The sequence below is a fragment of the Burkholderiaceae bacterium genome, assembly GCA_024235995.1.
In the GTDB taxonomy this organism is placed as follows: Bacteria; Pseudomonadota; Gammaproteobacteria; order Burkholderiales; family Burkholderiaceae_C; genus Ottowia.
The window spans coordinates 3,138,994-3,161,970 of sequence record JACKLI010000001.1; the positions used below are offsets into that span (position 1 = coordinate 3,138,994).

The following is a 22,977-nucleotide window of genomic DNA, read 5'->3' on the forward strand; positions in this document are numbered from 1 at the left end:
CGGTCGGGCCCGTGCAAACCCCATCGTAGCGGCCCGCCTTGCCCGCCCGGTCGATGGGCGATGAAGAAATGTAAAGCCCGGGCTTCAATCGGCCCAGGTCACCCAGCCCATGGCCCAGGTCAGCAGCACCACCGCGCCAAACGCGATGCGGTACCACGCAAAGGGCACGAAGCTGTGGCTGGCGATGTAGCGCAGCAGCCAGCGCACGCACACCCAGGCGCTGACGAAGGACAGCAGCAGGCCGACGCCGAACAGCGGTGCGTCGGCCCAGGACAGCAGCGCGCGCTCCTTGTAGAGCGAATACGCGCCCGCGCCGATCAGCGTGGGAATGGCCAGGAAGAAGGAAAAGTCGGTCGCCGCCTGGCGCGACAGCCCCAGCAGCATGCCGCCGATGATGGTGGCGCCCGAGCGGCTGGTGCCCGGGATCATGGCCGCGCACTGCGCCAGTCCGACCTTCAGCGCATCCAGCGCCGTCATGTCGTCCACGCTCTGCACGCGGGCGGCGCTCTGCGGGCGGCTTTCGGCCCACAGGATGACGAAGGCGCCCAGGATGAAGGTGGCGGCCACCACTGGCGCCGTGAACAGGTGCGCCTTGATGGCCTGGCCCAGCAGCAGCCCCAGCACCACGGCGGGCAAAAAGGCAATCAGCACGTTCAGCGCAAAACGCTGCGCCGCGCGGCTGCCGGGCAGCGCGACCAGGGTGTCCCAGATCTTGTGCCAGTAGACGATCACCACCGCCAGGATGGCGCCGGTCTGGATCGCGATGTCGAACACCTTGGCCTTGGCGTCGGCAAAGCCCAGCAGACTGCCGGCCAGGATCAGGTGGCCGGTGCTGGAGATGGGCAGGAACTCGGTCAGGCCTTCGACGATGCCCATCAGGGCGGCCTTGATCATCAGTGCGGTATCCAACTGAAACCTCTCGTATCGCTACGTGTTTTGTAGCTTGCGGCGCATATTCTATGCGCGCCAAAGGCTTGTTTTGTCCATATTCCGGCACCCGAGGCGCGGGCGCGGGCCGGCGCCGCGTTTCGTCCGCCGCGGCTGCATTTCGCGCCCGCCCACGGCCTTTGGTCGCATGCCGCTGGCCCGGCACGGCGGCGCCCTGCACCATGGCGCCATTCATCCACTTCGACACAGGACACCCCATGCTGCTCACCACCTTGCTCAGCCAACACCCCGAAGCCGCGCTCGACATCGTGCGCGGCACCCCCGCCTGGGTCGGCGCCCTGCTGGCCGCGCTGATCGTGCTGGGCTTGTCGGCCACGCGCGAGCGCAGCGCCAGCCCGGCGCGCCTGGCGCTGCTGCCCGCGGCCATGCTGGGCCTGGCGCTGTGGGGCGTGCAGTCGGCCTTTGCCGCCAGCGGGCGCCTGGCCGAGCTGTTGCTGCTGTGGGCCGCCTGCTTTGCCGCCATGCTGGCGCTGGGTTTGCGCGGCGCGGCGCCTGCCGGCACCACCTGGAACGCCGGCGCGCGCAGCTTTCACCTGCCCGGCTCGTGGGCGCCGATGGCGCTGATCCTGGGCGTGTTTCTCATCAAGTACACCGTCGGCGTGCAGCTGGCGCTGGAGCCCGCGCTGGCACGCGATGCCGGCTTTGCCCTGGCCGTCACCGGCCTGTACGGCCTGCTGTCGGGCTGGATCGCCGCGCGCACCCTGCGCGTGCTGCGCCTGCAAAAATCCGCCGCCCCGCTGGTTGCCGCCTGAAGGGAGTGCGCCATGTCTCGCCACGACCGCGATATCGATTCACGGCCCGCCCATCCGGCGGACGACGAAGCCGCCCGCGAGCGCCTGGCGCGCAAGCGTGCCGGCGCCAAGATGGGCTGGTATGTGCACGCCCTGGTTTATGTGTGCGTCAACGCCGGCCTGGCGCTGATCTCGCTGAGCAGCGGGCGGCCCTGGTTCCTCTTTCCACTGGCCGGCTGGGGCCTGGGCCTGGCCATCCACGGGCTGGTGGTGTGGCTGTCTGCCGGCGGCGCCGGCCTGCACGAGCGCCTGCTGCAGGCCGAGCGTGACAAACTCCAGCGCGAGATTCGCTGACCGCCATGAAACCCACCGCCAACCGACGCAGCGTCGACCTCGGCGCCTGGCCCGACCTGGTCGTGGTCTACCTGGGCATGCGCGTCAACGCCTGGGCCGGCCTGAAGACCCTGCGGGGCTTCGGCCCCAAAATCGCCCGGTCCGTGGCCGACCGGCCCGAAGGACTGCTGCTGCATGAAAACTTTCTGTTCTCGCTCTGGCCGCTCCACGCCGGCATGCGCCAGTACTGGCGCGACTTCGATTCGCTGGAGGCCTGGACGCGCTCCGACCCGCACCGCATCTGGTGGAAGCGGTTTCTGCACGACTCGGGCGGCACGGGCTTCTGGCACGAGAGCTACCTGAGGCGCGGCGGCATGGAGGCGGTGTACATCGACATGGCGCAGGACGTGGGCATGGCGCGCTTCGCCCCGCAGCGGCCGGCGCGCGGCGCCATGTTCTCGGCGCGCGGGCGCTCGGGGCAGGCCGGCCAGGCCGTGACGCCGGCGCCGGTGCGCGAGCAGGAGCTGAATGGATGAGCCGCGCCTTCTGGCTCGACGTGCTGCGCCACGGCCTGCAGGTGCTGGTCTTCTGCTGCCTGATCGCGGTGTTCACCACCCTGATCTGGCCCCAGGCCGGCTACGGCGCGCAACTGGTGTACTCGGTGTCGATCGGCCTGCTGATCTGGACGGTGATCGAGTTCGGCCGCCTGCTGGTACCCGCCGAGCACTGCCACCGCGACCCGAGCCGCCCCGGCCACGGCTGGCCCAAGGGCTGGCGCGGCGTGCTGCTGACGGTGGTGGGCATCGGCGTGGGCTATGCCGGCGGCAACCGGCTGGCCGCGGCGCTGCTGGGCGAGACCGTGGCCTCCCCGGCGCGCGACCAGGCGATTGGACTGGCGATCGCCATCGTCGCCGGCCTCGTCGCCAGCTTCTACTTCTTCACGCGCGGGCGCCAGGCCGCCCTGCAGGCCAGCATCGCCGCCGCCGAGCGCGACGCGGCGCAGGCGCGGCTGATGCTGCTGCAAAGCCAGCTGGAGCCGCACATGCTGTTCAACACCCTGGCCAACCTGCGCGCGCTGATCGGCGTCGAGCCGGCGCGCGCCCAGCACATGCTCGACCGGCTGGACGGCTACCTGCGCGCCACGCTGGGCGCCTCGCGCGCGCCTGCGCACCCGCTGGCCGACGAATTCGACCGCCTGCGCGACTACCTGGAGCTGATGGCCGTGCGCATGGGCCCGCGGCTGGCGTACACGCTCGAGCTGCCCGCGGCGCTGCGCGATCGGCCCGTGCCCACGCTGCTGCTGCAGCCGGTGGTGGAAAACGCCATCCGCCACGGGCTGGAGCCGCGCGTGGAAGGCGGGCGCATCGAGGTGGCGGCACGGCGCGAGGCGGGCGAGCTGGTCCTGACGGTGCGCGACACGGGCGCCGGCTTCGACCCCCAGGCACCGCCGCGCGCCGGCCACTTCGGCCTGGCGCAGGTGGGCGAGCGCGTGGCCTCAGCCACCGCCGGCCAGGGGCGCGTGGCCGTGCAGTCGCAGCCCGGCGCCGGCACCACCGTGCGCATCACGCTTCCCATCGCCTGATCCGCCATGCCCACCGCCCTGATCGCCGAAGACGAACCCTTGCTGGCCGCCGCGCTGCAGGCCGAGCTGGCGCGCGCCTGGCCCGAGCTGCAGGTCGTCGCCACCGTGGGCGATGGCGCCAGCGCGGTGCGCGAGGCGCTGCGGCTCAAACCCGACGTGCTGCTGCTGGACATCCGCATGCCCGGCCTGAGCGGGCTGGACGCGGCCGCCGAGCTGGCCGACGCCTGGGACAGCCGCGCCAAGCCCTTTCCGGCCCTGGCCTTCGTCACCGCCTACGACCAGTACGCGCTGCAGGCCTTCGAGACGCAGGCGCTGGACTACGTGCTCAAGCCCGTGCAGCCCGAGCGCCTGCAGAAATCGGTGCAAAAACTGCAGCTCGTGCTGGCTGGGCGCGCGCAAAGCGCTATCAATCAAGCAGCAACCGACGATGCCGGGCTGCAGGCCACCGCCGAGCAGCTGCACCGCCTGCTGGCCGCGCTGCAACCCGGCGCCGCCGCGCAGCCGCCCTTGCAACAGCTGCCCGTCAGCCCCGCCGGCGCGGGCGGCAGCGTGATCCGGATGGTGCCGGTGGCCGAGGTGCTGTTCTTCCAGGCCGCCGACAAATACGTGCGCGTGGTCACCGCCACCGGCGAGCACCTGCTGCGCACGCCGCTGAAAGAGCTGCTGCCGCAGTTGGACGCCCAGCGCTTCTGGCAGATCCACCGCGGCACCGTGGTGAGCGCCGACGCCATCGACACCGTGCAGCGCGACGAGTCCGGGCGCCTGCACCTGGCCCTGCGCGGCCACCCGGAACGGCTGGTGGTCAGCCGCCTGTACGCGCAGCGTTTCAAGGCCTTATAGGAAGTCGGCGCGTGAAGCCGGCAACCGCGTCGTCAACCAGCTACGCGCGGCGCTGGGGCCGGGCTTTCCGATCATCGGCGTCGGCGGCCTCTTCAGCAGCGCCGAGGCGCAGGCCAGAATCAACGCGAGCGCCGACGTGGTGGTGTAGCTGTACGTCGAATGGATCTGAAGGGCCGGCGCTGATGCGGGAGTGGGCGAGGCGTGGCGCCTACAGGCCCGCACCTGACTCGACCGACGACTGGCACTCTGTCTATACTAGGCAAGAGCCAAACCTTACCGAGGCGGCGCTTGTGCAGCAGCGGCTCCGCCCGCCAGAGATTGGCTTCGAAGAAGCGTTGCTTTTCAGCTCTGCAATCCGGTCAGCCTCAATCGCAGCGCCTAAAAGCACGCATCCCGAGCAGCAGCAATACCGAAGAGAGCAACAACAATGCCCACTGTCCGAGGGTTGGAACGGGTGCAGGTGTCGCGGCAGCGGCTATGACAATGGTGGCCACCGCGCTGGCGCACACAGCTGGGTTCAGCGCTGGCAGCGCGCAGACTTGGTAAGGGTAGCTGTAGCTGCCCGGCGTCGTGCCTGCCGCGACCGTGATGGTGCCGTCGGTACCCATACTGATCGAGCCGGCCGCCGGTGTCGGCGCGGTACCAGGCAGGACGCTGACGTTGGTGCCCACAATGGCCGCAGCGCCATCGACGGTGTCGTTGTCCACCACGCTGGTGGTGGTGGAGCCGGTATTGGGCACGGTGTAGCTGTCATCGTTGGCGACGATGACAGGAAACAAGCCAGACAGGTCGACATCATCAAAATCAACTGATATGTAGCCTGCGGCGGCGCTGTCCGGTGCGGGTGCCAGCAAAAACGCCACTTGCTGCGCGTCTGCAGGGATCGTGAAGTCGACGGTGCACTGCGTCCAGACTGCAGTATTGGGGCACTGTTGGGTTTCCTGCAACGTCCAACCTGAAACTCCAGCGGTGGTATTACGGCTATAGATCTGAATCAACCCATTTCCGCCTGGATACCCCCCATACGACGTATTCGCATAACGCGCAATCGGATTGGCGCGCGAAAACACCGAGATTGAGCGCATGCCAACACCGGTGCTCGACACGTTGAAGACTGCCCCCTGCTGATCCGGCGCGCCATTTTGCCAAGAGCCGTTCCATGGCGCAGTCGGCATGAACCCATCATTGGCATTGCGCAGCAGAGAAAGATAGCAACTTCCGCCGTGCGCAGGTGCATCGGTCCCGCAAACCCGTTCTCCGTCCATTCTCAACGCCACGGTGTTTAGCTCTCCGATGCCGTCACTCCAATCGGTATCCATGTTTTGCATGCACAGCGTTGGCGCAGTGCCGCTGTAGCCGTGAACTCCACCATTGCACGAAGCCTGAGAGCCGCCAAACGGCACTTCAAAGCCTATCACTTGCGCAGTCGCTGGCACAGCGACTGCGCCCCATAACACGCCGATCAGAAGAACACGTGCACTCCGTGTTTTGCCTTCAAGGCGTGCGCGCAAACTCTTGCTGAACCAACATTTCATCTGCTCGATCATGGTATATTTCCCTCCTAGGTGTTCGGGCGGCGTGGCCCCCCCATCTTTGATATCAGCGTACCGGCGCGCGCCAAGGTATAAATCGACCGCAACGTGCGCGCCGATGCCATCGACACCGTGCAGCGCGACAAGGCCGGGCGCCTGCACATGGCCTTGCGCGGCCACCGGGAACGGCTGGCGGTCAGCCGCCTGTACGCCCAGCGCTTCAAGCCCCTATAGCGCACCGGTCAACCCCAAGCATACTGGGGAAATGCGCGAAAACCCCGTGAAATATTTAGCACCTGCGCCACCATAATGGCCCTCGCACCGGGCGCGCCCTGGGCTTGCCCCCGTTTCACCATTCGCAGGAGACCCACCCCATGAAATTCCGTTCCCTCGCCCTGGGCCTTGGCCTTGCCTTCGGCCTGCTGGCCGCCGCCGGCGCGCAGACCGTCATGCGCATCAACATCTCCACCGCACAGAACTCGCACCAGGGCGTGGCCATCGACGTCTTCGCCAAGGAGGTCGAAAAGCGCACCGGCGGCCGCTACAAGATCCAGACCTTCTACAACGGCTCGCTGGGCGGCGAGCGCGAGTCGATCGAGGCGGTGCAGCTGGGCACGCACGAACTCACCTTCACCTCCACCGGGCCGGTGCCCAACTTCGTGCCCGAGACGCAGATCCTGGACGTGCCCTTCCTGTTCCGCGACAAGGCACACGCGCGCGCGGTGCTCGACGGCCCGATCGGCCAGGAGATGCTGACCAAGTTCGACGCCAAGGGCTTCAAGGCGCTGGCCTGGGCCGAGAACGGCTTTCGCAACATGACCAACAGCAAGCGCGACATCAAGGAGCCGGCCGACGTCAAGGGCCTGAAGATGCGCACGATGGAAAACCCGGTGCACATCACCGCCTACAAGGCGCTGGGCATCATCACCACGCCCATGGCCTTCCCCGAGGTGTTCACCGCGCTGCAGCAGGGCACCGTGGACGGGCAGGAGAACCCGCTGTCGGTCATCATCTCGGCCAAGTTCGACCAGGTGCAGAAGTACCTGTCGCTCACCGGCCACGTGTACTCGCCCTGCATCTTCCTGATGAACAAGGGCGCGTTCGACAAGCTGAGCGCGGCCGACAAGCAGGCCTTCATCGACGCCGCCAAGGAAGGCACCAAGGCCAACCGCGCCCGCGTGGACGAGGACGACGCCAAGGGCGTCGAGTTCCTGCGCGGCAAGGGCATGCAGGTGGACACCGAGGTCGACAAGCCGGCCTTCGTCAAGGCCCTGGCGCCGGTCGAGGCCGACTTCGAGAAGAAGTTCGGCAAGGCCAACATGGAGCGCATCCGCAACTACAAGTAAGAGTAAGCGGCCGGCGGCATCCGCGACGCGAGACATCGCATGCTACGTTTAAAATAGCTGCCAGCGCCCGTCCGCCCTGCGCGACGGGCTTTTTTTATTCAGAACGCACAAGAATCATGAAAGCGCTTGTCTTGACGCTGGAGAGCTGGACCACGCGCATCGCCATGGCGCTGGCCTGCCTGATGCTGGTCATCGCCTCGGCCCTGGGGGTGTTCCAGATCGTCACCCGCTTCGTGCTGGAGCAGCCGGCCGAGTGGAGCGAGGTGCTGATCCGCTTCTCGCTGATCTGGATGGTGTTCCTGGGCATTCCCATGGCCTTTCGCCAGGGCGCCATGGTGAGCGTGGACGCGCTGTACCGCGCCGCGCCCAAGCGCCTGCAGCGCGTGCTGGAGCTGGTGGTGGCGCTGGCCGCGCTGGCGCTGATCCTCATCATCCTGTGGTGGGGCTCCGACTACGCCATCCGCGGCGGCGTGCAGACCGTGGCCGGGCTCGAATCCGTCACCATGTTCTGGGCCTACGTGGCCATGCCGGTGGGCGCCGTGTTCTCGCTGCTGGGCATCGTGGCCAACTACCTCGATCCGCGGCGGATGGAGCTGGAGACGGCGCAATGAGTGCCGCCGGACCGCTCCAAGGCACGAAGGCCCCCATGGGGGGCAGCGCAGGCGCGCAGCGTCAAGCGTGGGGGCTCGCATGACCAGCGCCATGCTCATCACCATGCTGCTGGGCTTCGCGCTCAGCGTCTCGGTCGCGGTGTCGATCGGGCTGGCCTCCATCGTCGGCATCCAGGTGGTGCACGCGCCCATGCTCATCTCCGTCAAGGAGATGTTCAACGCGCTCAACAAGTTTCCGCTGGCGGCCATCCCCTTCTTCATCCTGGCCGGCAACCTGATGGAAACGGGTGGCATCTCGCGCCGGCTGGTGGACTTCGCCAAGAGCCTGGTCGGCGGCGTGCAGGGCGGCCTGCCCATGACCTGCGTGCTCACCTGCATGATCTTCGCGGCGGTGTCGGGCTCGTCGGTGGCCACCACCTTCGCCATCGGCGCCATCCTGATCCCGGCGCTCATCAAGCACGGCTACCCCACCACCTGGGCCGCTGCGCTGCAGGCCACCAGCGCCGAGCTGGGCGTGATCATCCCGCCCTCGATCCCCATGATCCTGTACGGCGTGGCCTCCGAGGTGTCGATCGGCGAGCTGTTCATCGCCGGCTTCGGCCCCGGCATCCTGATCAGCGGCGCGCTGATGCTGTTCGTGTGGCTGTACTGCAAATGGAAGGGCTGGGGCAAGCACGACGGCGACGGCCGCCTGGGCGTGTGGAGCGCCACGCGCAAGGCCGCCTGGGCGCTGATGATGCCGGTGGTGGTGCTGGGCGGCATCTACGGCGGCGTGTTCACCCCCACCGAGGCCTCGGCCGTGGCCGTGGCCTACGCGCTGGTGGTGGGCCTGGCGATCTACCGTGAGATCGGCGTGCGCGACCTGTACGCGGTGCTGCGCAAGTCGGTCATCTCGTCGGCGGTGATCATGTTCATCATCGCCAACGCGGGCCTGTTCGCGTTCCTGATCACGCGCGCGGGCGTGCCCGACGCCATCGGCCACTGGCTGGAGCAGAACCTGCGCTCGCCGCACTGGTTCCTGCTGGGCGTCAACGCGGCGCTGTTCGTCATCGGCATGTTCATCGAGACCAGCGCCGCCATCATCGTGCTGGGCCCCATCCTGGCGCCGGTGGCCGCGCACTTCGGCATCGACCCGGTGCACTTCGGCCTGATCATGGTGGTCAACCTGGCGCTGGGCATGATCACGCCGCCCTTCGGCGTCAACCTGTTCGCCGTCTGCACGGTGGCGCGCGTGTCGCTGGACAAGATCATCCGCGACCTGGTGCCCTTCGTGCTGGTCATCCTGACCTGCCTGATGATCATCACCTACGTGCCCAGCCTGTCGCTGTTCCTGCGCGACCTGGTGTATGCCAAATAGCCCGTAGCGCGACATGGTGTAGGCGAAATAGCCCGTAAAATCGCGGCCTGTCAGGAGAGCGCGCCCCCGGCCTCGGCAAGAGACCGGCGCGGCGCCGCCGAAGGCGCGCGGCCAATGCCCAAACGCTCAGGCAAAAGGACTGGCAAACGCCCGGGCAACCGGGCGCCACCGGGTTGGAGAGAGAAGGCGGCGCGAGCGGCCTTCCACCGAAGGAGCAAGTGCGGCATCGTCCGCATGAATCTCTCAGGTAAAGCGGACAGCCGGGCATGCTCGCAAGCCACCGTGCTTGCGCAACATTCCTTTCATGGAGACAGCGCATGTCCGACACCGCCGCCGATCTGCTCAAAACCCCGCTGCACGCCCTGCACGTCGAGCTGGGCGCCCGCATGGTTCCCTTTGCCGGCTATTCGATGCCGGTGCAATACAAGAGCGGCCTGATCGCCGAGCACAAGCAGACGCGCGAGAGCGCCGGCCTGTTCGACGTCTCGCACATGGGCCAGCTGCAGCTCGCCGGCCCCGACGCCGCCGCCGCGCTCGAATCGCTGATGCCGGTGGACGTGATCGGCCTGGGCGTGGACAAGCAGCGCTACGGCCTGCTGCTGACGGACGAGGGCACCATCATCGATGACCTGATGTTCGTCAACCGGGGCGACCACCTGTTCCTGATCGTCAACGGCGCCTGCAAGGCGGGCGACATCGCCCACATCCAGGCGCGCATCGGCACGCGCTGCCAAGTCAAACCCCTGCCCGACCAGGCCCTGCTGGCCCTGCAAGGCCCGCAGGCCGTCACCGCGCTGCAGCGCCTGGTGCCCGGCGTGCAGGCGCTGGTGTTCATGACCGGCGGCGCCTTCGACTGGCAGGGCGCGCCGCTGTTCATCACCCGCAGCGGCTACACCGGCGAGGACGGCTTCGAGATCTCGGTGCCCGCTGCCCAGGCCGAGGCGCTGGCGCGCGCCCTGCTGGCGCAGCCCGAAGTCAAGCCCATCGGCCTGGGCGCGCGCAACTCGCTGCGGCTGGAAGCCGGCCTGTGCCTGTACGGCAACGACATCGACACCGGCACCACCCCTGTCGAGGCGGGCCTGAACTGGGCCATCCAGAAGGTGCGCCGCAGCGGCGGCGCGCGCGCCGGCGGCTTTCCGGGCGCCGACCTGGTCCTGGGCCAGCTCGACGGCACCCGCAAGCTCGAGCGCCAGCGCATCGCCCTCGCCGCCAAGGAGCGCGTGCCCGTGCGCGAACCCGCCCCGCTGGAAAATCTGGACGGCCAGACCATCGGCCAGGTCACCAGCGGCCTGCTCAGCCCCACGCTGGACCGCCCCATCGCCATGGCCTACGTCAAGCCCGGCTACGCCACCCTCGGCACCGAGCTGTTCGCCATGGTGCGCGGCAAGCCCGTGCCGATGGAGGTGGTGGCCACGCCCTTCGTGCCCACGCGCTACCACCGCGTGGCGCCCGCCAAGCCAGCATGACGCCTGCGCCCCTCATCGTCACCAGTGCCACGCGCCTGCCGGCATCGCGTTTCTGGCAGGAATCGGCTCTGGGCCAGTCGCTGCAGCGCCTGGGCAGGGTAGAGGCCGCGCACCCGCTGAAAATGGCGGTCGCGTTTGAAAACACCGCCGGCCTGCCCACCGTCTACAACCGCATCATCGACGCCGCACCGCCCGGCGCGCTGCTGGTGTTCGTGCACGACGACGTTTGGCTGGACGATTATTTCTTCGCGCAGCGCATCGCCGAAGGCCTGGCGCAGTACGACGCCATCGGCGTCGCCGGCAACAGGCGCCGCGTCCCCGGCCAGCCGGGCTGGGCCTTCGTCGACGCCAAGTTCAGCTGGGACGAGCGCGCCAACCTCTCGGGCAGCGTCGGCCACGGCAAGACGCCGTTCGGCGCCGTGTCGCACTTCGGTCCCGCCCCGGCCGACTGCGAGCTGCTCGACGGCGTGCTGCTGGCCGCGCGTGCCGACGCGCTCAGGCAAAGCGGCGTGCGCTTCGACGAGCGCTTTGCCTTTCACTTCTACGATCTTGATTTTTGCCGCAGCCTGCGCCAGCAGGGCCTGCGCATCGGCACCTGGCCGCTGGCCGTCACGCACCAGAGCGGGGGGGCGTTTGGCACGCCGGCGTGGCAGCAGGCGCATCGCAGCTATCAGGACAAGTGGCCCGATTGAATCCCGAAGCCACGGCCCCCACGCATTGACTCACGAGCATGAAGCAGGACAGCACCGGCATCGTCATTGCCCACTACGACCCGGCTGGCAAGGTCGCCCGATACCTGCGCCAACTCGTGGTTTACCTGACCGAGCAGGTCACTCCGCACGTGGTGTTCGTCTCCACAGGCATCTCGTCGGCCGCGGCCGACGACCTGGCGAAGCATTGTCACGTCATCCAGCGCGACAACCACGGCTACGATTTCTGGTCCTACAAGGTCGGTCTCGAGGCCCTACCCGCCGGGATCGTCTGGCAGCGGCAACTGCTTCTGAACAGCTCGATCATCGTGGTGGAGCCGCAGCGGTTCATCGATCCGCTGCTGGCGCCGTCATCGGGCAACCGCATCCTCGGCCTGACTCGGTCCTACCAGTATGTCGAGCACCTGCAGTCCTTTTGCCTGCTCTTCGACGGTGCTCCACTGATTCAATCGCCCCCCATGCGCCAGTGGTGGGAACAGATGGAGCCCATCTCCGACCGCGAGCAGGTCATTCAGCGGTACGAACTGGGTCTGTCGCGCCATTTCCAGTCTCATGGCGTCCCGCTGGAAGCGCTCCTCAAGCCCACCAACAGCGACCGTGTCATGGCCGTCATGCGATCGCTGGTGCTGGGGCGGGTTCCGGAAGACGTTCCGATCCACAACGACATGTTCATGTTCAACCTTGGCTTGGCCAATCAGACCAATCCGACCCATTCCATGTGGGATCGGCTGTTCTTTCAGTTCGGCACCGTCAAGATCGACTTCATGCGCAAGAGCATTTTTGCAAGTCAGTTGCTGCAAACCGCCGAACATGCGCCGCAATGGAAAAACACACCCGCGCTTGAACTGATTCAAGATGCTCTTGGCCAAGAATAAATCGGCACAGCTGTACCATTTATCAATTCAATCATGACATCACAAATTCAGCCGCCCATCTCGAATATTTCGGTTTATTTTGAAACCTACACGAAATTTTTTTGCTCCGTCATCTTTGAAGGGGTGATCAATTTTTTCTCGCCGGCCGGGAAAAACATCCAATCCATTACAGTGAATGGGAAGGATATAATTGCCAGCAACGTAAAATTTGGCATTGCAGACCAAACAAAGCTGCAAAAATCGACAAAATTCAGAATACAAATTCTACTGGAGAACGACGAATTTCCAGAAACCATTGAATTCGCCTTTAATATCGAAAATTCCGGCTCGATCCGGGCGCAGTGGTCACCTCCCAAAGACCATCACCCCGTAAAATTAACAGAAAAATTCAGGAACCACCTGAAGACCAACCACTGTCGCTCATTGCTCGATATCGGCGGGAGGGCTCGCAGCGGACTGCTACGGAGCGAAGAATTCAGCAATCTTGACGTTGAAGTACTTGACATCATACCTGGCGACGGTGTTACGACGGTATGCGATGCTCACAAAATGAGCGAGGTACTTGAATCTGCGAAATTCGATGCCGTATGCAGTTTTTTTGTCTTCGAACACCTGGTGATGCCATGGAAAGTCGCAATAGAAATGAACCGGGTCATGAAAACCGGCGCGCAAGCCTTCATCATAACGCACCAGACTGTCGGAATGCACGATATGCCGTGGGATTTTTTCAGATTTTCGGATTCGGCATGGAAAGCTTTATTCAACAGGCACACGGGTTTCGAAATCATCGAAACCGAACTGCAAAGTCCAAACTACATCATTCCATTCAGATGGAATCCAAATTATGCCGATGCTGAAAAGGCCTGCGGATTCGAATATTCCGCCGTACTTGTCAAAAAGACAGCTGACGCAATGATAGATTGGCCATTGCAGGCCTCGGATGTCACCAACGATTTTTATCCACTTGGCGAGGACAATTCAATCAGCAAGCTGAAAATTTGAATTATTAAAATCCGAACCGTCATTCGTAACATCATCCAATTTTTCACAGGGTATCAACATGATTACCAAATACACCGAAGACCACGAATGGATCAACGTCGAGGGCGACATCGCCACCGTCGGCATCACGGCGCACGCGCAGGACGCGCTGGGCGACGTGGTGTTTGTCGACCTGCCCACCGTGGGCCAGGGCTACGCGCAGAAGGAAACGGCTGGCGTGGTCGAGAGCGTGAAGGCCGCGGCCGACGTGTACATGCCGATCAGCGGCGAGGTCACCGAGGTCAACGAGGCCCTGCGCGCCGAGCCGAGCCTGGCCAACAGCGACCCGCTGGGCGCGGGCTGGTTCTTCAAGGTCAAGCTGGCCGACCCCAGCCAGCTCGATGCGCTGATGGACGAAGCGGCCTACGCCGAGTTCAGCAAGGACTGAGCCGTCCGTGAAGTGTGTCCCGCACGCCGGCTCGCCTGCGTGCGGTTTTTAAGCCCAATCGGCCGCTTGCGCCCGTCAGATGGTCGCCGGCAGCTCTCGTATTTGAAGCACTGTCGTCGTTTGCCCCGCCATGAGCCACCCTGCCCTGCACGATCTTGAAAACCCCGGCGAATTCATCGCCCGCCACATCGGCCTGACGCCCGCCGACGAACAGGCCATGCTGGCCGTCATCGGCGAGCCCTCGCGCCGCGCGCTGATCGACTCCATCGTGCCGCGCAGCATCGCGCGCAGTGCGCCCATGGACCTGCCGCCCGCCGCGACCGAAGCCGCCGCGCTGGCCGAGCTGAAAGCCATCGCGACGCAGAACCGCCACGACATCAAGAGCTTCATCGGCCAGGGCTATTACGGCACGCACACGCCCGGCGTGATCCTGCGCAACGTGCTGGAAAACCCCGCCTGGTACACCGCCTACACGCCCTATCAGGCCGAGATCAGCCAGGGCCGCATGGAGGCGCTGGTCAACTTCCAGACCATGGTGGCTGACCTGACCGGCATGGACATCGCCAACGCCTCCATGCTGGACGAGGCCACCGCCTGCGCCGAGGCCATGACGCTGGCGCGCCGCTCGGTCAAGGCCAAGGGCAACGCCATCGTGGTGTTTGGCGACACGCACCCGCAGACCATCGAGGTGATGCGCACCCGCGCCGCGCCGCTGGGCCTTTCAATCAAGCTGGCCAACTCGGCGGCCGAGTGGGACGCCGCCATCGCCCAGGATGACTACTTTGCCGCCCTCATCCAGTACCCCGCCAGCAGCGGCTGGCTGATGGACTGGAGCGACGAGGTCAAGAAGATCCAGGCCAAGGGGGCGGCCGCCATCTTTGCCGCCGACCTGCTGGCCCTGGCCCTGCTCAAGTCACCCGGCGAGATGGGCGCCGACATCGTGGTGGGCAGCACGCAGCGCTTCGGCATGCCCATGGGCGCGGGCGGCCCGCACGCGGCCTACATGGCCTGCAAGGACGCCTTCAAGCGCAGCATGCCCGGGCGCCTGGTCGGCGTGAGCGTGGACGCACACGGCCACACCGCCTACCGCCTGGCGCTGCAGACGCGCGAGCAGCACATTCGCCGCGAAAAAGCCACCAGCAACATCTGCACCGCGCAGGTGCTGCCCGCCGTGGTGGCCAGCATGTACGCGGTCTACCACGGCCCGCAGGGCCTGCGCCGCATCGCCGAGCGCACGGCGCGCCTGGCCGCCATCCTCAAGGCCGGCCTGGCGCAACTGGGCTTTACCCACGGCCACCACGACAGCGCCTTCGACACCCTCAGCCTGAAGACCGACGGCGCTACCGATACGATAGCTGCCCGCGCAATGCAGATGGGGGCCAACCTGCGCAAAGCCTGGGATGTGTACCTGTGCATGTCGCTGGACGAGACCAGCACCCGCGCCGACGTGGAACTGCTGTGGCGCATCTTTGCCGGCGAAGGCAAGGCCCTGCCCGACTTCGCCGCACTGGAGAAAACCGCACCCGACCTGATCCCGCCCGCGCTGCGCCGCGCCAGCGCCTACCTCACGCACCCGGTGTTCAACACGCACCACAGCGAGACGGCCATGCTGCGCTACATCCGCCAGCTGTCCGACAAGGACCTGGCGCTGGACCGCAGCATGATCCCGCTGGGCAGCTGCACCATGAAGCTGAACGCCACCAGCGAGATGATCCCCATCACTTGGCCCGAGTTCGCCAACGTGCACCCCTTCGCGCCCGCCGATCAGCGCCGCGGCTACCAGCAGCTCAACGACCAGCTGTGCCAGTGGCTGGCCGCCATCACCGGCTACGCGGGCGTCAGCCTGCAGCCCAACGCCGGCAGCCAGGGCGAATACGCCGGCCTACTGGCCATCAAGGCCTGGCACGCGGCGCAGGGCCAGGGGCAGCGCGACGTGTGCCTGATCCCGGCCAGCGCGCACGGCACCAACCCGGCCAGCGCGCAGATGGCGGGGCTGAAAGTCGTGGTGACCCAATGCGACGACAACGGCAACGTCGACATGCAGGACTTGCAGGCCCAGTGCGAGAAGCACGCCGCCAACCTGGCCTGCGTGATGATCACCTACCCCAGCACGCACGGCGTTTTCGAGACGCAGGTCAAGGAGCTGTGCCAGATCGTGCACCGCCACGGCGGGCGCGTGTACGTGGACGGCGCCAACATGAACGCCCTGGTCGGCGTGGCCGCGCCGGGCGAATTCGGCGGCGACGTGAGCCACCTGAACCTGCACAAGACCTTCTGCATCCCGCACGGCGGCGGCGGCCCCGGCGTGGGCCCCGTGTGCGTGGTGGCCGATCTGGTGCCCTACCTGCCCGGCCATGGCGAGGGCGGCGTGGCCGGTGGCGTCGGGGCCATCAGCGCCGCGCCCTTCGGCAACGCGGCGGTGCTGCCCATCAGCTGGATGTACATCCGCATGATGGGCGCGGCCGGCCTCACGCACGCCACCGAGGCGGCCATCCTCAGCGCCAACTACATCAGCAAGCGCCTGAAGGCGCACTACCCCACGCTGTACGCCAGCGCCAACGGCCATGTGGCGCACGAGTGCATCCTGGACCTGCGCCACCTGAAGGAAACCAGCGGCGTGCAGGCCGAGGACGTGGCCAAGCGCCTGGCCGACTACGGCTTTCACGCGCCCACGCTGTCGTTTCCGGTCGCCAACACGCTGATGGTCGAGCCCACCGAGAGCGAGCACCTGGCCGAGCTGGACCGCTTCATCGACGCCATGATCGCCATCCGCCAGGAGATCACGCAGATCGAGAACGGCGCCTGGCCGCAGGACGACAACCCGCTGAAAAACGCGCCGCACACGGCAGCCAGCCTGCTGGCCGCCGACTGGCCGCACCCCTACCCGCGCGCGGTTGGCGGCGCGCTGGCGCAGCAGCAGCCGGGCAGCGTCAAGTACTGGCCGCCGGTGGGGCGGGTGGACAACGTCTACGGCGACCGCAACCTGTTTTGCAGCTGCGTGCCGCTGGACGAGCTGGCTTGACTTGCTCCCTCGCCCGGGAGCGCCGGCGTCCCGCCGGCAAAGGGGGGTGAGGGACAGCGGGCGTTGGCTTCGTCGCTGCTGTTGTTTGTGTTGTTTGATGCTGGATACTTCCGCTGGCCGGGATGTGCGCCCGGCAGCGCACTTACTTTCTTTTGCGTCGCCAAAAGAAAGTAAGCAAAGAAAAGGCGACCCCACTGGCCGTGTCCCTTCGCTTCGCTGCGGGCAACCTGCGATGCTCGGTCGCGGGGCGGTGCTGCGGAACTCGCTGCGCGCTGGCGCGCTTCGCTCAGACAACCGCAGCAAGTCAGAGCACGAAGCATGGGCATGCTGCGCTGCCCATGCCCGCCCCAAGCCCTGCGCTTCTCGGCACGGCCAGAGGGGTGGGCAAACCCAACACGGGCCATCGCTGCGCTCGGCCCCATTCCAGGCCGAGCGCAGCGATGGCCCGAATGGTTTTCAACCCCCTGTGGCTGCGCCTGCGGCGCAGTGTTTGCGGGGTGGCGCGTGCACCGCAGGATGCACGCGTTCGTGCTCTGACTCGCGGGGGTTGTTTGAGCGCAGAGAGCGCAGCGAACGCAGCGAGTTCCACCGCGCACCCCGCAAACGCTGTGACGCAGGTTTGCCCCGGAGCGAAGCGTAGGGGTCGCAGACTTGGGGTCGCCTTTCTTTGGTTCCTTTCTTTGGCGAGACAAAGAAAGGAACTGCGCCGCCGGGCGCACATCCCGGCCAGCCGAGGCTTGCAGAGCCAAACAACATAGAAAACAGCAGCGACGAAGCCAACGCCCGCTGTCCCTCACCCCCCTTTGCCGGCGGGACGCCGGCGCTCCCGAGCGAGGGAGCAAGACTCGCCTTACAGTCACCCATCCCCCTGCTTCCTTCTCCCTGCCTCAAAACACCGCCATGACCGCTGCCCCCATCACCATCCGCCGCGCCGACTACCACGCCCCCGCCGACCGGCAGGCGCTCGTCGCGCTGCTGAACGCCTACGCGCTCGACCCCATGGGCGGCGGCGAGCCGCTGGCCGATGCGGTGCAGACCACGCTGTGCGACCGCCTGGCGCAGGTGCCGCTGGCCACCAGCTTCATCGCCTGGCAGGGCGACGAGGCGGTGGGCCTCGTCAACTGCTTCGAAGGCTTTTCCACCTTCAGGGCGCAGCCGCTGCTGAACGTGCACGACCTCATCGTGCGCGCCGGCCAGCGCGGGCGCGGCGTCGGGCAGGCGCTGCTGGCCGCCGCCCAGGCCCATGCGCGGCAGCAGGGCTGCTGCAAGCTGACGCTGGAGGTGCTGTCCAGCAACGCCCGCGCCCTGCGCAGCTACGAGCAGTTCGGCTTTGCGCCCTACGTGCTGGACCCGGCGCAAGGGCACGCGCTGATGATGCAGAAGTGGCTTTGACCGAGGTGGCTCCGATGCAAAATGGGCACTTCGACCAGGACACCCCGCCATGCCCGAATTCATCGATCCCACGCCCGCCGACCAATGTCTCTTCTGCAAGCTGATTGCCGGCCAGATCCCTTCCGTCCGCGTTTTTGAGGACGATCTGACCCTGGCCTTCATGGACCTGGGCCAGGTCAACCCCGGCCACGTGCTGGTGGCCAGCAAGCGCCACGCCCGCACCCTGCTCGACCTGACGCCCGAGGAAGCCGCCGCCGTCATGCAGACCGCGCGCCGCGTGGCGCTGGCCGCACAGGCCGCGTTCCAGCCCGCGGGCATCACGCTGCTGCAGGCCAACGGCGCGGTGGCCGGCCAGACCGTGGGGCACTTTCACATCCACGTGCTGCCGCGCCACGCGGGCGACGGCGTCGACCTGGCCTGGCCGCGCAAGGAGCCCGGGCCGGCCGCCCTGCAGCAATACGCCGAGCAACTGAAAGCAGCCCTGACGTGACGACCGAGAACCTGTCCCCCCGCGCCGACGCCATCACCGACGTGCGCGGCATCCAGGTGGGCCAGCACACCGACCCGCGCCGCCCCACCGGTTGCAGCGTGGTGCTGGCGCAAGGCCCGAACGGGCGCGGCGCGGTGGCCGGCGTGGACGTGCGCGGCGCCGCGCCCGGCACGCGCGAGACCGATTTGCTCGACCCCGCCAACCTGGTGCAGGAGGTGCACGCCGTGCTGCTCTCGGGCGGCAGTGCCTGGGGGCTGGACGCCGCCGCCGGCGTGATGCGCTGGCTGGAGGAGCGCGGCATCGGCCTGCCCGTGGGCACGGCGCCCGGCCAGCTGGTGCCCATCGTGCCGGCCGCCGTGCTGTTCGACCTGCACGTGGGCGACGCGCGCGTCCGCCCCGGCGCCGAGGCCGGCTATGCCGCCTGCGCAGCCGCCACCAGCGCAGCGCCCGCTCAAGGCAACGTGGGCGCCGGCGCCGGCGCCACGGTGGGCAAGCTGTTCGGCATGGCCTCGGCCATGAAGGGCGGCATCGGCAGCGCCAGCGTGCGCGTGGGCCAGGTCACCGTGGGCGCGCTGATCGCCGTCAATGCGCTGGGCGATGTCATCGACCCAGCCACCGGCCGGCCGATGGCCGGCGCCCGCACCGACGACGGCCGCGCCCTGCGCCACAGCGTGCGCGCCCTGCTGGCGGGCGAGGCGCCGCAGGCCATCCTGGCCGGCAGCAACACCACCATCGGTGTCATCGCCACCGACGCGCCGCTGACCAAAGCCCGCGCCAAGCGCCTGGCCGGCGCCGGCCACGACGGGCTGGCGCGCGCCATTGCCCCGGTGCACACCATGAGCGACGGCGACACGCTGTTTGCCCTGTCCACCGGCTTGGCTCCCGCCATCGACTTCAACGTGCTGTGCGCCATGGCCAGCGAAGCGGTGGCGCGCGCCTGCGTGCACGCCGTGCGCGCCGCACGCGGGCTGCACGCAGGCGCGGGGTGGTTACCATCCGCTACTGATTTGGAAGCTGCCCGCACTTGATGCATGCCGGCCAGATGGCAAAATGGCTTGACAAGCCGTTTCGCCAACCCATGCGCCGCCTCACCCTCATCCTGCTGTCGATCCGCGACCTGCTGGTCAGCGCCGGGCCGGTGCTGCTGCTGGCCGTGGGCCTGCTGGTGGCGGCCTACTGGTGGCTGGACCCGCAGCCGCCCAAGACCGTGCGCCTGGCCACCGGGCCCGAGGGCAGCGCCTACGCCGCCTTTGGCCAGCGCTACGTGCAGGCGCTGGCGCGCGAGGGCATCACCGTGCAGACGATCGCCACCGAGGGTTCGGTGGAAAACCTCAAGCTGCTGCAGGACGGCGGCGCCGACGTGGCCTTCGTGCGCGGCGGCAGCGGCGCGGCGCCGGTCACCGCCGGCGCCTCGGCCGCCGCCAGCGAGCCCGCCGCGGCGGCCGACCCCAACGAGTCGCTGCAGTCGCTGGGCGCGCTGTTCTACGAGCCGCTGTGGATCTTCATGCGCCAGGACGGCGGCGCCGCCGCGCCCGGCATGCTGGCCCAGCTCAAGGGCCTGCGCGTCAGCGTCGATCGGGCCGGCAGCGGCGTGCCGGCGCTGATGCAGCGCCTGCTGGCGGCCAGCGGCCTGGCGGCGGACGAGGTGCAGCTGCGCGAGCAGGACGCGCGCAGCGCCGCCCAGGCCCTGCTGGCCGGCCAGCTGGACGCCGTGGTGCTGACCAGCGCGCCGCAGTCGCCCGTGGTGCGCGAACTGCTGCGCACGCCCGGCATCGCCCCGCTGGAGCTGGCGCAGGCCGACGCCTACACGCGGCGCTTTCCGTTCCTGCGCACCGTCACGCTGCCGCGCGGCGTGGCCGACCTGGCCGCCGACGTGCCGCGGCACGACATCACGCTGCTGGCGGCCACCACCTCGCTGCTGACGCGCGAGCAAACCCACCCCGCGCTGCGCCAGCTGTTCGCGCAGGCGGCGCAGGGCATCCACAGCCGCGCGGGCTGGTTGAACGGCGCGCGCGAGTTTCCCAACACCCGCACCAGCGAGCTGCCCGTCAGCCCCGAGGGCGACCGCGCCATCAACGGCACGCCGCCGTTCTGGCAGCGCTGGCTGCCGTTCTGGGCCAGCAACCTGGTGCAGCGCATGTGGCTGGTCATCGGCGGCGTGATCGTGCTGCTGCTGCCGCTGTCGCGCATCGTGCCGCCGCTGTACACCTACCGCGTGCGCCAGCGCGTGTTCCGCTGGTACGCGCGGCTGCGCCAGATCGAGATGCGCGCGCAGGACCCGCGCGTGCCCGCCGCCGCGCTGCTGGACGAGCTGGACGAGCTGGACCGCGTGGCGCACCACATCGCGGTGCCGCTGGCGCACGCCGACGAGCTGTACGCACTGCGCGACCACATCGCCACGGTGCGCCAGCGCATCCTGGTGCTGCGCAAGGATTCGACATGAAAAACGGCTGTCGTCCGCATCGATCAAGCCAAGGCAGCTATTGTTTCAATAGTACGAAGGAGCGTGCATGAACACCGCCCCCGGCCCCGACGGCCAGCTGCGCTGCCACTGGTGCCTGGCCACGCCGCAGTACCTGGCCTACCACGACGGCGAATGGGGCTTTCCCGTCACCGACGACCGGCGCCTGTTCGAGAAGCTGTGCCTGGAGGGCTTTCAGGCCGGCCTGAGCTGGCGGACCATCCTGGAAAAGCGCGAGAACTTTCGCCGCGCCTTCGCCGGCTTCGACATCGACGTGCTGGCCGGCTGGGGCGCGCCCGAGGTCGACCGCCTGCTGCAGGACGCCGGCATCGTGCGCCACCGCGGCAAGATCGAGAGCGTGCTGAACAACGCGCGCCGCGCGCAGGACCTGGTGCGTGACGAAGGCTCGCTGGCGGCGTGGATCTGGCGCCACGAGCCAGGGGCCGGCGAGCAGGCCGCGCACCAGGGCGTGACGACCTCGCCCACCTCGATTCAGCTGTCGAAAGCGCTGAAGAAGCGCGGCTTCAGCTTCGTCGGCCCGACCACCGTGCACGCCTTCCTGCAGGCCATGGGCCTGATCAACGACCACGCCGAGGGCTGCATGGCGCGCGGCCCCGCCGATGCGGCGCGCCGCGCCCTCCGGCGCCCGGCCTGAGCGACACCCTCAGTACCGCAAGAACACCCGCTGCACCGCGTCCGGATCGCTGCCGCGCGTGAGCGCCAGCGCCGCCAGAAGGCGCGCGCGCGGCGGGTTCTGGTCGTCCGCCGCCACCCAGCCCAGCGCGTCGTCGTCGATGCTGGCGCCGCGCACCACCGGCCCCGCGCCCGTGCGCGAGCAGCGCACCAGCAGCACGCCGCGCGCGCGCAGCTCGGCCAGCGGCGCCTTCAGGTACTCGGGCACGGTGCCGCCGCCAAAGCCCGCGTGCACGATGGCGCGCGCGCCCAGGGCCGCCCAGCTGTCGTAGATCTCGCGGCGCATGTTGCCGTGGCTGGCCACCACGCCCACCAGCGGCAGCGCGTCGATGCGCGCAATATCGAACCCGCTGGCCGGGCCGTGCGGACGCTCCACGCGCCGGTACCAGCGCGGCGCACCCTCCACCACCAGGCCCAGCGCGCCATGCTGCGAGGCAAAGGCGTCCAGCCGCAGGCTGTGCACCTTGGCCACGTCGCGCGCGCTGTGGATTTCCTCGTTCATCACCACCAGCACGCCGCGCCCGGCGCTGCCGGGGTGGGCGGCCACGGCCACGGCGTGCAGCAGGTTGGCCGGCCCATCGGCCGCCAGCGCGGTGCCGGGGCGCATGGCGCCGGTCAGCACGATGGGCTTGGCGCTGGGCACCGTCAGGTGCAAAAAGTACGCCGTCTCCTCCAGGGTGTCGGTGCCGTGGGTGATGACCACCGCGTCCACGTCGTCCTGCCGGCACAGCGCGGCCACGCGGCGCGCCAGCTGCAGCAGACGCTCGTCGGTGAAGTCGGCCGAGTCGATCTGAAAGATCTGCTCGGCCCGCAGCTCGGCCAGCGTGACCAGGCCGGGCACGCCGGCGACCAGGTCCTGCGCCGTCACCACGGCGGAGCGGTAGGCCGCCGAGCCGGCGCCGACGCCCGCGTCCAGCGCGCCAGCGCCCGCGATGGTGCCGCCCGTGCCCAGCAGCACGACGCGGGGTTGGGAGGTCTTGTGTTGGGGGTTCATGCCCCGCATTGTGGCGCAGGCCGGTCGCCCGGCCGGCTCAACCCGATGCTATAAGACAAATAGCTATTTAGGCTTGTTCGACGGGGATCAGGGCCCGATTGGCCATCCAATCCGGCTGGACAGGACGCGTCCCACCCCCGCCGCAGGGCGGTGGCGCCGTTCGTG

The 22,977-nt window shown here is 67.9% G+C and carries 22 protein-coding genes, 1 pseudogene and 2 riboswitches; of the genes and pseudogenes, 20 read left to right on the forward strand and 3 right to left on the reverse strand.

Features of this window, described 5'->3' with window-relative positions; translation table 11 throughout:
• Positions 1 to 84: 84 nt before the first annotated feature.
• Positions 85 to 909, reverse strand: a complete 825-nt coding sequence (locus tag H6927_15040; GenBank protein ID MCP5219407.1) for an undecaprenyl-diphosphate phosphatase — start codon at positions 907 to 909, stop codon at positions 85 to 87.
• 236 nt (positions 910 to 1,145) lie between these two features.
• Here H6927_15040 and H6927_15045 point away from each other — a divergent pair, with 236 nt between their 5' ends.
• From H6927_15045 to H6927_15065, 5 genes are read left to right on the forward strand one after another with little or no spacing between them, the layout of a single operon-like run.
• Positions 1,146 to 1,700 carry a hypothetical protein gene (locus tag H6927_15045; protein MCP5219408.1) on the forward strand — a complete coding sequence of 185 codons (555 nt, stop codon included), beginning with the start codon at positions 1,146 to 1,148 and terminating at the stop codon, positions 1,698 to 1,700.
• 12 nt (positions 1,701 to 1,712) lie between these two features.
• On the forward strand, positions 1,713 to 2,033 hold the full coding sequence (locus H6927_15050; protein ID MCP5219409.1) for a 2TM domain-containing protein: 321 nt from the start codon (positions 1,713 to 1,715) through the stop codon (positions 2,031 to 2,033).
• A 5-nt stretch (positions 2,034 to 2,038) separates the two neighbouring features.
• On the forward strand, positions 2,039 to 2,548 hold the full coding sequence (locus tag H6927_15055; protein ID MCP5219410.1) for a DUF4188 domain-containing protein: 510 nt from the start codon (positions 2,039 to 2,041) through the stop codon (positions 2,546 to 2,548).
• Positions 2,545 to 3,594, forward strand: a complete 1,050-nt coding sequence (locus H6927_15060; GenBank protein MCP5219411.1) for a histidine kinase — start codon at positions 2,545 to 2,547, stop codon at positions 3,592 to 3,594. The genes H6927_15055 and H6927_15060 overlap by 4 nt, the downstream gene beginning before the upstream one ends.
• A gap of 6 nt (positions 3,595 to 3,600) precedes the next feature.
• Entirely contained in the window at positions 3,601 to 4,434 is an 834-nt protein-coding gene (locus H6927_15065) for a response regulator transcription factor (protein MCP5219412.1), read from the forward strand.
• 365 nt (positions 4,435 to 4,799) lie between these two features.
• Here H6927_15065 and H6927_15070 read toward each other — a convergent pair whose 3' ends face one another.
• Positions 4,800 to 5,981, reverse strand: coding sequence for an IPTL-CTERM sorting domain-containing protein (locus tag H6927_15070; GenBank protein ID MCP5219413.1), 1,182 nt, complete (start codon positions 5,979 to 5,981; stop codon positions 4,800 to 4,802).
• A 93-nt stretch (positions 5,982 to 6,074) separates the two neighbouring features.
• On the opposite strand from H6927_15070, the pseudogene H6927_15075 reads away from it, so the two are divergent.
• From H6927_15075 to H6927_15145, 15 genes and pseudogenes are all read left to right on the forward strand, one after another.
• Positions 6,075 to 6,200: pseudogene (locus H6927_15075) on the forward strand (DNA-binding response regulator).
• Positions 6,201 to 6,340: 140 nt separating this feature from the next.
• Positions 6,341 to 7,312, forward strand: a complete 972-nt coding sequence (locus H6927_15080; protein MCP5219414.1) for a DctP family TRAP transporter solute-binding subunit — start codon at positions 6,341 to 6,343, stop codon at positions 7,310 to 7,312.
• A 116-nt stretch (positions 7,313 to 7,428) separates the two neighbouring features.
• Entirely contained in the window at positions 7,429 to 7,923 is a 495-nt protein-coding gene (locus H6927_15085) for a TRAP transporter small permease subunit (GenBank protein MCP5219415.1), read from the forward strand.
• A 79-nt stretch (positions 7,924 to 8,002) separates the two neighbouring features.
• Positions 8,003 to 9,280 (forward strand): TRAP transporter large permease, encoded by a 1,278-nt coding sequence (locus H6927_15090; GenBank protein MCP5219416.1) that lies wholly within the window; start codon positions 8,003 to 8,005, stop codon positions 9,278 to 9,280.
• A 48-nt stretch (positions 9,281 to 9,328) separates the two neighbouring features.
• Positions 9,329 to 9,425, forward strand: a riboswitch (glycine riboswitch).
• An 18-nt stretch (positions 9,426 to 9,443) separates the two neighbouring features.
• Positions 9,444 to 9,550: riboswitch (glycine riboswitch) on the forward strand.
• A gap of 47 nt (positions 9,551 to 9,597) precedes the next feature.
• On the forward strand, positions 9,598 to 10,746 hold the full coding sequence (gene gcvT / locus H6927_15095) for a glycine cleavage system aminomethyltransferase GcvT (protein ID MCP5219417.1): 1,149 nt from the start codon (positions 9,598 to 9,600) through the stop codon (positions 10,744 to 10,746).
• A 122-nt stretch (positions 10,747 to 10,868) separates the two neighbouring features.
• Positions 10,869 to 11,438, forward strand: coding sequence for a hypothetical protein (locus H6927_15100; GenBank protein ID MCP5219418.1), 570 nt, complete (start codon positions 10,869 to 10,871; stop codon positions 11,436 to 11,438).
• A 38-nt stretch (positions 11,439 to 11,476) separates the two neighbouring features.
• On the forward strand, positions 11,477 to 12,331 hold the full coding sequence (locus H6927_15105; GenBank protein MCP5219419.1) for a hypothetical protein: 855 nt from the start codon (positions 11,477 to 11,479) through the stop codon (positions 12,329 to 12,331).
• Between the two features lie 33 nt (positions 12,332 to 12,364).
• Positions 12,365 to 13,333 carry a methyltransferase domain-containing protein gene (locus H6927_15110; protein MCP5219420.1) on the forward strand — a complete coding sequence of 323 codons (969 nt, stop codon included), beginning with the start codon at positions 12,365 to 12,367 and terminating at the stop codon, positions 13,331 to 13,333.
• A 58-nt stretch (positions 13,334 to 13,391) separates the two neighbouring features.
• Complete coding sequence (gcvH, locus tag H6927_15115; protein ID MCP5219421.1) at positions 13,392 to 13,760, forward strand: glycine cleavage system protein GcvH; 369 nt, start codon at positions 13,392 to 13,394, stop codon at positions 13,758 to 13,760.
• A 130-nt stretch (positions 13,761 to 13,890) separates the two neighbouring features.
• Positions 13,891 to 16,782: an aminomethyl-transferring glycine dehydrogenase gene (gene gcvP, locus H6927_15120; protein ID MCP5219422.1), complete on the forward strand. Its 2,892-nt coding sequence runs from the start codon at positions 13,891 to 13,893 to the stop codon at positions 16,780 to 16,782.
• Positions 16,783 to 17,682: 900 nt separating this feature from the next.
• Positions 17,683 to 18,174, forward strand: coding sequence for a GNAT family N-acetyltransferase (locus tag H6927_15125; protein MCP5219423.1), 492 nt, complete (start codon positions 17,683 to 17,685; stop codon positions 18,172 to 18,174).
• A 49-nt stretch (positions 18,175 to 18,223) separates the two neighbouring features.
• On the forward strand, positions 18,224 to 18,664 hold the full coding sequence (locus H6927_15130; GenBank protein MCP5219424.1) for an HIT family protein: 441 nt from the start codon (positions 18,224 to 18,226) through the stop codon (positions 18,662 to 18,664).
• On the forward strand, positions 18,592 to 19,692 hold the full coding sequence (locus tag H6927_15135) for a P1 family peptidase (protein ID MCP5219425.1): 1,101 nt from the start codon (positions 18,592 to 18,594) through the stop codon (positions 19,690 to 19,692). The genes H6927_15130 and H6927_15135 overlap by 73 nt, the downstream gene beginning before the upstream one ends.
• A gap of 14 nt (positions 19,693 to 19,706) precedes the next feature.
• Positions 19,707 to 21,107 carry a TAXI family TRAP transporter solute-binding subunit gene (locus H6927_15140; protein ID MCP5219426.1) on the forward strand — a complete coding sequence of 467 codons (1,401 nt, stop codon included), beginning with the start codon at positions 19,707 to 19,709 and terminating at the stop codon, positions 21,105 to 21,107.
• Between the two features lie 67 nt (positions 21,108 to 21,174).
• Positions 21,175 to 21,780 (forward strand): DNA-3-methyladenine glycosylase I, encoded by a 606-nt coding sequence (locus H6927_15145; protein MCP5219427.1) that lies wholly within the window; start codon positions 21,175 to 21,177, stop codon positions 21,778 to 21,780.
• A gap of 9 nt (positions 21,781 to 21,789) precedes the next feature.
• Here the strand turns inward: H6927_15145 and H6927_15150 are convergent, their stop codons facing one another.
• Positions 21,790 to 22,812, reverse strand: coding sequence for an asparaginase (locus H6927_15150; GenBank protein MCP5219428.1), 1,023 nt, complete (start codon positions 22,810 to 22,812; stop codon positions 21,790 to 21,792).
• Positions 22,813 to 22,977 lie beyond the last annotated feature (165 nt).

Coding starts and splice junctions, on each gene's coding strand:
- H6927_15105 (MCP5219419.1), top strand. CDS start 11,477: ATGAAGCAGGACAGCACCGGCATCGTCATTGCCCACTACGACCCGGCT.
- H6927_15100 (MCP5219418.1), top strand. CDS start 10,869: ATGGCGGTCGCGTTTGAAAACACCGCCGGCCTGCCCACCGTCTACAAC.
- H6927_15140 (MCP5219426.1), top strand. CDS start 19,707: ATGGCAAAATGGCTTGACAAGCCGTTTCGCCAACCCATGCGCCGCCTC.
- H6927_15080 (MCP5219414.1), top strand. CDS start 6,341: ATGAAATTCCGTTCCCTCGCCCTGGGCCTTGGCCTTGCCTTCGGCCTG.
- H6927_15070 (MCP5219413.1), bottom strand. CDS start 5,981: ATGATCGAGCAGATGAAATGTTGGTTCAGCAAGAGTTTGCGCGCACGC.
- H6927_15090 (MCP5219416.1), top strand. CDS start 8,003: ATGACCAGCGCCATGCTCATCACCATGCTGCTGGGCTTCGCGCTCAGC.
- H6927_15060 (MCP5219411.1), top strand. CDS start 2,545: ATGAGCCGCGCCTTCTGGCTCGACGTGCTGCGCCACGGCCTGCAGGTG.
- gcvP (MCP5219422.1), top strand. CDS start 13,891: ATGAGCCACCCTGCCCTGCACGATCTTGAAAACCCCGGCGAATTCATC.
- gcvH (MCP5219421.1), top strand. CDS start 13,392: ATGATTACCAAATACACCGAAGACCACGAATGGATCAACGTCGAGGGC.
- H6927_15065 (MCP5219412.1), top strand. CDS start 3,601: ATGCCCACCGCCCTGATCGCCGAAGACGAACCCTTGCTGGCCGCCGCG.
- H6927_15085 (MCP5219415.1), top strand. CDS start 7,429: ATGAAAGCGCTTGTCTTGACGCTGGAGAGCTGGACCACGCGCATCGCC.
- H6927_15145 (MCP5219427.1), top strand. CDS start 21,175: ATGAACACCGCCCCCGGCCCCGACGGCCAGCTGCGCTGCCACTGGTGC.
- gcvT (MCP5219417.1), top strand. CDS start 9,598: ATGTCCGACACCGCCGCCGATCTGCTCAAAACCCCGCTGCACGCCCTG.
- H6927_15045 (MCP5219408.1), top strand. CDS start 1,146: ATGCTGCTCACCACCTTGCTCAGCCAACACCCCGAAGCCGCGCTCGAC.
- H6927_15110 (MCP5219420.1), top strand. CDS start 12,365: ATGACATCACAAATTCAGCCGCCCATCTCGAATATTTCGGTTTATTTT.
- H6927_15050 (MCP5219409.1), top strand. CDS start 1,713: ATGTCTCGCCACGACCGCGATATCGATTCACGGCCCGCCCATCCGGCG.
- H6927_15125 (MCP5219423.1), top strand. CDS start 17,683: ATGACCGCTGCCCCCATCACCATCCGCCGCGCCGACTACCACGCCCCC.
- H6927_15150 (MCP5219428.1), bottom strand. CDS start 22,812: ATGAACCCCCAACACAAGACCTCCCAACCCCGCGTCGTGCTGCTGGGC.
- H6927_15130 (MCP5219424.1), top strand. CDS start 18,224: ATGCCCGAATTCATCGATCCCACGCCCGCCGACCAATGTCTCTTCTGC.
- H6927_15055 (MCP5219410.1), top strand. CDS start 2,039: ATGAAACCCACCGCCAACCGACGCAGCGTCGACCTCGGCGCCTGGCCC.